At 72.4% G+C, this 7,229-nt stretch carries 5 protein-coding genes; 4 read left to right on the top strand and 1 reads right to left on the bottom strand.

Features of this window, described 5'->3' with window-relative positions; genetic code table 11:
• Nucleotides 1–61: 61 nt before the first annotated feature.
• Nucleotides 62–2,212, bottom strand: a complete 2,151-nt coding sequence (locus ACWEO5_RS19130; protein WP_452163481.1) for a coagulation factor 5/8 type domain-containing protein — start codon at nucleotides 2,210–2,212, stop codon at nucleotides 62–64.
• A 247-nt stretch (nucleotides 2,213–2,459) separates the two neighbouring features.
• Here ACWEO5_RS19130 and ACWEO5_RS19125 point away from each other — a divergent pair, with 247 nt between their 5' ends.
• The 4 genes from ACWEO5_RS19125 to ACWEO5_RS19110 all read left to right on the top strand — a co-directional run bounded on the left by ACWEO5_RS19125 (nucleotide 2,460) and on the right by ACWEO5_RS19110 (nucleotide 7,039).
• A complete protein-coding gene (locus ACWEO5_RS19125) occupies nucleotides 2,460–3,926 on the top strand; it encodes an aldehyde dehydrogenase (protein ID WP_452163480.1) in 1,467 nt (488 codons plus the stop codon).
• A 29-nt stretch (nucleotides 3,927–3,955) separates the two neighbouring features.
• Nucleotides 3,956–5,032, top strand: a complete 1,077-nt coding sequence (locus tag ACWEO5_RS19120; protein ID WP_452163479.1) for a zinc-binding dehydrogenase — start codon at nucleotides 3,956–3,958, stop codon at nucleotides 5,030–5,032.
• A gap of 115 nt (nucleotides 5,033–5,147) precedes the next feature.
• Entirely contained in the window at nucleotides 5,148–5,768 is a 621-nt protein-coding gene (locus tag ACWEO5_RS19115) for a TetR/AcrR family transcriptional regulator (protein WP_452163478.1), read from the top strand.
• A gap of 83 nt (nucleotides 5,769–5,851) precedes the next feature.
• Nucleotides 5,852–7,039, top strand: coding sequence for a GDSL-type esterase/lipase family protein (locus ACWEO5_RS19110; RefSeq protein WP_452163477.1), 1,188 nt, complete (start codon nucleotides 5,852–5,854; stop codon nucleotides 7,037–7,039).
• Nucleotides 7,040–7,229: the final 190 nt, after the last annotated feature.

Here is a 7,229-nt window from a genome sequence, read left to right as displayed (position 1 = left end):
GTCGCCGCCGGCGCCAACCCGATGGCGACGTTGCGCAGACCCTCGCGGATCCTGCGGTCGGCTACGGGTAGGCGACCACGTTGACCGGGACGGTTCCGGTCGGGGTGACGCCGCCGGTGTCGTTGATGACGTGGGAGATGGTGCCCTGGTAGCCGAGCGAGACGCTGAGCACGTCGTGGAACTTCACGCCCGCCGTGTTCGGCACCTCGAACGCGTGGTACGCGTTCACCGCCGGGTTGACGTTGAAGTAGCAGTAGCTGCCCAGGCCCCAGGCCTCGTGGCTGGTGACGCCGGTGCCGACCTTGTAGGCGGCGTAGCCGTTCAGGCCGGACGGTGACTTCCAGGCGGCCTGGTTGGGCACGTCGTACGGCATCTCGTTCTGGAAGAAGATCGTCCGTCCGTTCTGGCCGTTCCAGGTGACCTCGTACTTCTGGTAGTGCTCGACGAACAGGCCGGTCGCCAGGACGTTGTTGCCGTTGACGACGACGCCGTTGTCGGCGGTGTTGACCGTCCAGCCGACGGTGCCCGCGTTGCCGTGGTCGGCGCGCCAGGCCCAGATGTGGTCGATGATCGTGTTGTTGCTGTTGACGACCAGGCTGGTGGTGGCCCGGCCGGCGATCTCGCCGCCGATCCGGAAGAACACGTCCTGGACGGTGGTCGGGTCGGCGGCGTGGCTCGCGGTGGAGCCGTTGGCGCCGACGGTCAGCAGGGCGGCCGAGTTGACGGTGCCCGCGTCGAACAGCAGGCCCTTGAGCCGGACGCCGTCCACGTCGGCGACCTGCATGGCGTTGACGCCGTTGTCGGGGACGAAGGTCGGGTAGCCGATGCCGAGGACCACGGTGTCCGCCCGGGTCACGTTGAGGGTCTGGTTGAGGTGGTAGACCCCGGGGGTGACGAACAGGTTGCAGCCCTGGGAGAGCGCGTTGTTGATGGTCGCGGCGGTGTCCCCGGCCTTGACCACGTAGAACCGGCTCATCGGCAGCGAGCTGCCGGGGGTGCTGCCGGACGCCCAGCTGGGGCCGGTGGCGTTGGTGCGCAGGCTGGGCAGGAAGACCCGGTACTTGCCGGAGCCGTCGACGTACAGGTAGGGGACGTCGCGGGAGACCGGGGTGGTGGCCAGGGTGGTCTCGGGCGGGTTGGGGAAGGTGGTGGCCGGGGCGCCCTGGACGCCGGAGAAGACCATGTTCCACACCCCGCCGTCCCAGCTGCCGAGGCTGCTGTCCCGGGTGTACCACTGCTGCTGGGAGATCGAGGCGGCCTGGCCGGTGACCTTGGTGTCGGCGACGTAGCCGCCGCTGGCCCAGCCGTAACTGGCCGGGTACAGCGCCAGGTTGCCGTGCACGTCGATCCGGCGGAACGGGGCCGCCTGGGCGACCGCCCAGCGGTTGGTGCCGCCGCCGGGGTTGATCGCCAGGTTCTCGGCGGAGCGCCAGAAGTTCTGGGTGGCGTTGCCCGCGTCGGAGGCGTTGAAGGCGTCGACGGTGACGTTGCCGTTGATGGTCACGTCGTCGGGGTTCTGGCCCAGGCCGGCGATCGAGGTGTAGAAGCCGACGTTGTCGTTGACGTTGTAGGTGCCGGGCTTGAACAGGTCGGCGACCCGGTTCTCGGAGAACTGGGCGCTCTGGGTGTCCTTCATCTGGTTGAAGTGGGCGTCCAGTTGGGACTGGATGGTGGCGCTGGACATGCTCGGGTCGTAGACGTGCACGTTGGGCCCGAAGTTCGGGGTGTCGGACTGCGCCGGGCAGGTGGTGCCGCCGGTGCCGCCGGTGCTGGTGGGGGTCGGGGTGGGGGTCGGCGTCGGCGTGGGGCTGGTGCCGGTGCTGCCGATGGTGACGGTGAAGTGCGGGCTGTCGTACTGCGGTCCGCTCTTCTCGTAGGTGAACCAGTACTCGACGGTGTTGCCGGTGGCCAGCGCGTTGACGGTCCAGTTCCAGGTGCCCGCGGTGTTGGTCATCCGGACGTTCTGCTGGTTGGCGCCGTTGACCAGGTAGTGCACGTCCACGTAGAGCGCGGGCGTGGTCGGGGTGAAGGCGATCTGCAGCTGGGTGGCGCTCGGCTGGGTGGCGCTCTGGGTGTAGTCGGCCGCGGCGGAGGCGGGGCCGGCGGTGGCGGCCAGGCCGAGCAGGGCCGCGACGGTCAGCGCCAGCGCGGTGAGCAGGGCGAGCACCCGCGGGTGGGGGCGGGGGCGGGAGAGGGCGGTCGTCCTTCGCATGGGGGTCCTCTCGTCTGGCTTCGCAAAGTGAACGCCAGATCGAAGTGGGGAAGGGGTGGTGTCGCCTTTCTGGCGGGTCCGATCGATTGAGAGCGCTCTCTGAACCCGTACGGAAGTGTTGGGGGGCTGAAGGCTCACCGTCAAGTGGCGTGCAGCGTTCACTTCTCGAAGGCAATCTCCGCCCCTGGACTCTAAACAGTCAGCTGTGTACGTTTAGGGGGTCATCGCAGAGCAGAAGGAGTCGGCCATGGCCGAGGCACCCGCCGTACACGGCACCCTTTTCATCGGCGGACGGTGGGAGACCCCCGCCGGAACCGACACCATCGAGGTCGTCTCGCCGCACGACGGGACGCTGATCGGCCGCGTCCCGCACGCCTCGCCGCAGGACGTGGACCGGGCGGTGGCCGCCGCCCGGGAGGCGTTCGACCACGGGCCGTGGCCCCGGCTGCCGCTGGAGGAGCGGCTGGCGGTGCTGGAGCGGATCCAGGCCCTGATGCTGGAGCGCAAGGACGAGTTCGCCCGGGTGATCAGCGCGCAGAACGGCTCCCCGGCCTCGTTCAGCACGGTCAACCAGGCCGCGGCGGCGGCCGTCCAGTACGGGCTGGTGGCCGCGGCCGCCCGGGAGTTCCCGTTCGAGGAGCGGCGCGCGGGCCTGCGGCAGCCGCTGCTGGTGCTGCGCGAGCCGGTCGGCGTGGTGGCGGCCGTGGTGCCGTGGAACGTCCCGCAGTTCGTCACCGCCGCCAAGCTGGCGCCCGCGCTGGCGGCCGGCTGCACGATGGTGCTGAAGCCCAGCCCGGAGACGCCGCTGGACGCCTACCTGCTGGCCGAGGTGTGCGAGGCGGCCGGGCTGCCGGAGGGCGTGCTGAGCGTGCTGCCCGCCGACCGGGAGACCAGCGCGTACCTGGTGGCGCACCCGGACGTGGACAAGGTCTCGTTCACCGGCTCGGTGGCCGCCGGGCGCCAGGTGATGGCGTCCGCCGCGCAGCACCTGGCCCGGGTGACCCTGGAGCTGGGCGGCAAGTCGGCGGGCATCGTGCTGCCGGACGCCGACCTGCCCTCCACCGTGGCGGGCCTGGTCGCCGGGTCGCTGCTGAACAACGGGCAGGCGTGCGTCGCGCTGACCCGGATCCTGCTGCCCGCCTCCCGCTACGAGGAGTTCGCCGGCGCGCTGACCGCCGTGTTCGCCGGGCTGCGGGTCGGCGACCCGCAGGACCCGCAGACCCAGGTGGGCCCGCTGGTCTCCAAGCGGCAGCAGCAGCGCAACCTGGACTACATCCGGATCGGCCAGGAAGAAGGCGCGACGCTGCTGGCCGGCGGCGGCGTCCCGGACGGGCTGGAGGCGGGCGCGTACGTGCGGCCGACGCTGTTCGGCGACGTCACCAACGAGATGCGGATCGCCCGCGAGGAGATCTTCGGCCCGGTGGTCTGCCTGCTCCGGTACGAGGACGAGGACGAGGCGGTGCGGATCGCCAACGACTCCGACTTCGGCCTGTCCGGCGCGGTGTTCACCGCCCGCACCGAGGAGGGCGTGGCGCACGGCGTCGAGCTGGCCCGCCGGATCCGCACCGGCACGTACACCGTGAACGGCTTCACCATCGACCTGCGCGGCCCGTTCGGCGGCTACAAGAACTCCGGCGTGGGCCGGGAGTTCGGCGCCGAGGGCCTGGGCGAGTACCTGGAGCACAAGACCGTCGCCCTGCCCGCCACCGTCTGACGAACCGTCAATAGCTAGGAGTACCCACCATGTTGGCTGCAATGATCACCGCCCCGGGCGCCACCGAGCTGGAGGTCCGCGACGACGTCGAGGCGATCGGCTTCGGCCCCGGCACCGTCCGGGTCGCCATCCGGGCGACCAGCCTGTGCCACTCCGACCTGTCCGGCATGAACGGCACCATCCCCGCGCCGATGCCGCTGGTGCTCGGCCACGAGGGCGCCGGCGAGGTGCTGGAGGTCGGCGAGGGCGTCACCCACGTCCGCCCGGGCGACCGGGTGATCGTCAACTGGCGGCCGTCCTGCGGCGAGTGCGCCTGGTGCGTGCGCGGGCAGGGCCAGCTGTGCCAGAGCGGCAACGCCGCGATGATGACGCCGGCGTTCCGCTCCGGCGGGCAGGACTTCTTCCGCTTCATGGGCGCGGGCACCTTCGCCCAGGAGGTGGTGCTGAACGCGGGCTTCGCCAGCCCCGTCCCCGACGGCGTCTCCTACGACGCGGCCGCGCTGATCGGCTGCGGCGTCACCACCGGCGTCGGCGCGGTGTTCAACACCGCCGGGGTGCGGCCGGGCGAGACCGTCGCGGTGATCGGCTGCGGCGGCGTCGGCATCAGCGCGATCCTCGGCGCCAAGGCCGCCGGGGCCTCGCACGTGGTCGCCGTCGACCCGGTCGCGGCCCGCCGCGAGTGGGCGCTGTCCTTCGGCGCGACGGCCGCCGTCGCCCCCGAGGAGCTGGCCGACGCGGTCGCCGGGGCCACCGGCGGCCTCGGCTTCGACCACGTGATCGAGGCGGTCGGCCGCCCCGCCACCTTCCGCTCCGCGTACGACGCCACCCGGCGCGGCGGCAACGTGGTGCTGGTCGGCGTCGGCGGCGCCAAGGACGAGTTCCCGATCAGCATGTGGGAGCTCTCGGCGGGCGAGAAGCGCGTGCTGCCCTCGTTCTACGGCGGCGACACCGTCACCCGCACCTACGCCCGGATCGCCGAACTGGTCCGCACCGGCCGCCTCGACCTGGAGCGGCTGATCACCCACCGGCTGCCGCTCACCGGGATCAACGAGGCGCTCGGCCTGATGCGCAGCGGCGAGGCGCTGCGCATCGCGCTGACCGTCTGACGACCCGTTCCGCCGCCCGACCCCGTGCTCCCCGGTGCCCTCTGAGCGGGCCCCGGGGAGCACGGCCGCCCTCAGCGCTCCCGGCCCGGCACCCGGGCGCGGGTAGGATTCCGGCATGCCCGCACCCTCCGACGACACCCGGCAGCGCCGGGTCCAGCAGCGCGCGCTGGAGACCAGGGACCTGCTGCTGCGCGCGGCGGTGGACGTGCTGTGCGACAGCGGGTACGCCGGGTTCTCCACCCTCGCGGTCGGGGAGGCGGCGGGGGTGAGCCGGGGGCGGCTGGTGCACCACTTCCCGACCAAGAACGCGCTGATCGAGGCGGTCACCGACCACCTGGTCCGTTCGTACGCCGAGCTGGCCCCGGCGCAGGTCCGGGAGTTGGCGGCCGCACCGCAGCCGGACCGGGTCGCGCAGGGCCTGGGGATGATCTGGCAGCTGATGAACACCCGGGACTACCAGGCGTTCTTGGAGCTGCTGATCGGTACCCGGCACGATCCCGAACTGCGGCCGGTGGTGCGGGAGTTCGAGCGTCGACTGGAGAGCGAGCTGATGGCCGCGGTGCGGGCGCTGTCCGGCCCGACCGCCGACTCCCCCGCGTTCGCCGCCTCGCTGCTCACCGCGCTGCAGGCGATGCGCGGGCTGCTGCTGATCTCCTCGGCGGGCGGGCACGACCTGGCCGCCGAGTGGGAGACCGTCCGCGGGCGACTGCTGCTGCTGTTCCCCCCGGTCGCCTGAACGCACCACTCGCACTGGTCCATTCGGAGGCGAACGGGCCTTCGGCCGTAACCCCGCGACGGGCAACTGCCGACACCGTGGGCATGACCTCTTCTTCTTCGTACAGCCGCAAGGGGCTGGCCGCGCTGGCCGCCGCCGTCTGCGTGGCGGGCGTGACCGGTTTCGCCTCCGCGCCCGCCTCCACGCCCGCCTCCGCCCACCGGGTGCCCGCGGCCGACGCGCCGTGGGTGGTGTCGCTGGGCGACAGCTTCATCTCCGGCGAGGCGGGCCGCTGGTCCGGCAACAGCAACGAGTCGGAGGACGGCTGGTCCGGCACCGACCGGGCGTACGACCCGGAGACCGACGAGAGCGACCCGTCCCGGGTCTACGGCGCCTCGTACGAGAACGGCTGCAACCGCTCCGACGTCGCCGAGGTGCAGTCCCTCACGCTGGACGTCCGCAAGCTCAACCTGGCCTGCTCCGGGGCGACTTCGACCGCCGTCAAGCTGCCGGAGCACGGCGGGGCGCCGTTCAAGGGCGAGCCCTCGCAGGCCGGGCAGCTCCAGGCGGCGGTGGACGGGCAGCCGGTGCGCGCCGTGGTGGTGTCGATCGGCGGCAACGACCTCGGGTTCTCGGACATCATCACCGACTGCACGAAGCGGTTCCTCAAGCCGATCGGCGGTTCCCCGTGCGCACCGGACGCGGCCAAGCTGGTCAAGGACCGGCTGCCCGGCGTCCGGCAGGCCGCGGTGGACGCGCTGTCCGACGTGAGGACCGCCCTGGAACGGGCCGGCCACCAGCCCGGCTCCTACCGGCTGGTCCTGCAGTCCTACCCCTCCCCGCTGCCCGACGCCGGCCGGGTCCGCTACCCCGGCCAGAAGTACGACCGCTTCATCGAGGGTGGCTGCCCGTTCTTCGACCGGGACCTCACCTGGGCGCACGACGACCTGGTCCCCGAGATCAGCACGACCCTCGCCGGGGCCGCGCACGAGGCCGGGGCGGAGTTCCTCGACCTGTCCGGCGCCTTCGAGGGCCGGGAGGTCTGCTCGAAGACCAGTCGGCAGGCCGACCTCCAGAACCCGCCCTCCGGCGAGACCAGCGAGTGGATGCGCTTCCTGACCACCGGCGCCGGGCAGGGCCAGCTCCAGGAGTCGCTGCACCCCAACCGCTTCGGCCAGCAGGCCCTCGGCACCTGCCTGAGCCTCCAGCTGGAGCAGGACGCCGCCGACCGCCGCTGCGCCAACACCCCCGGCAAGGGCCCGGCCGACATGACCCTGGCGCCCCTCGCCTGACCAGGCGTCAGCCGACCGGCGCAGCACGGCGGGTGCCGGGGCGCCGGTCGGTCCAGGATGGTGACCGTCCGTGGCCGCGGCAGTAGGGGAGCACAGTGGTGGAGCAGCAGCACGATCCCGGGACCGGCGGAGGCCGTGGCGGAGGCGGGGACGGGGGCCGTGACGGGGGCGGGGGCGGGGACCGGCGGAC

This window comes from Kitasatospora sp. NPDC004272 (genome assembly GCF_053603035.1).
Note: the sequence above shows the minus strand (reverse complement) of the source record. Positions and strands in the feature narration are given on the sequence as shown.

Bases quoted from the DNA above. Each gene is read 5' to 3' on its own strand.
- ACWEO5_RS19130 (WP_452163481.1), bottom strand. From the start codon at position 2,212: ATGCGAAGGACGACCGCCCTCTCCCGCCCCCGCCCCCACCCGCGGGTG.
- ACWEO5_RS19125 (WP_452163480.1), top strand. From the start codon at position 2,460: ATGGCCGAGGCACCCGCCGTACACGGCACCCTTTTCATCGGCGGACGG.
- ACWEO5_RS19120 (WP_452163479.1), top strand. From the start codon at position 3,956: ATGTTGGCTGCAATGATCACCGCCCCGGGCGCCACCGAGCTGGAGGTC.
- ACWEO5_RS19115 (WP_452163478.1), top strand. From the start codon at position 5,148: ATGCCCGCACCCTCCGACGACACCCGGCAGCGCCGGGTCCAGCAGCGC.
- ACWEO5_RS19110 (WP_452163477.1), top strand. From the start codon at position 5,852: ATGACCTCTTCTTCTTCGTACAGCCGCAAGGGGCTGGCCGCGCTGGCC.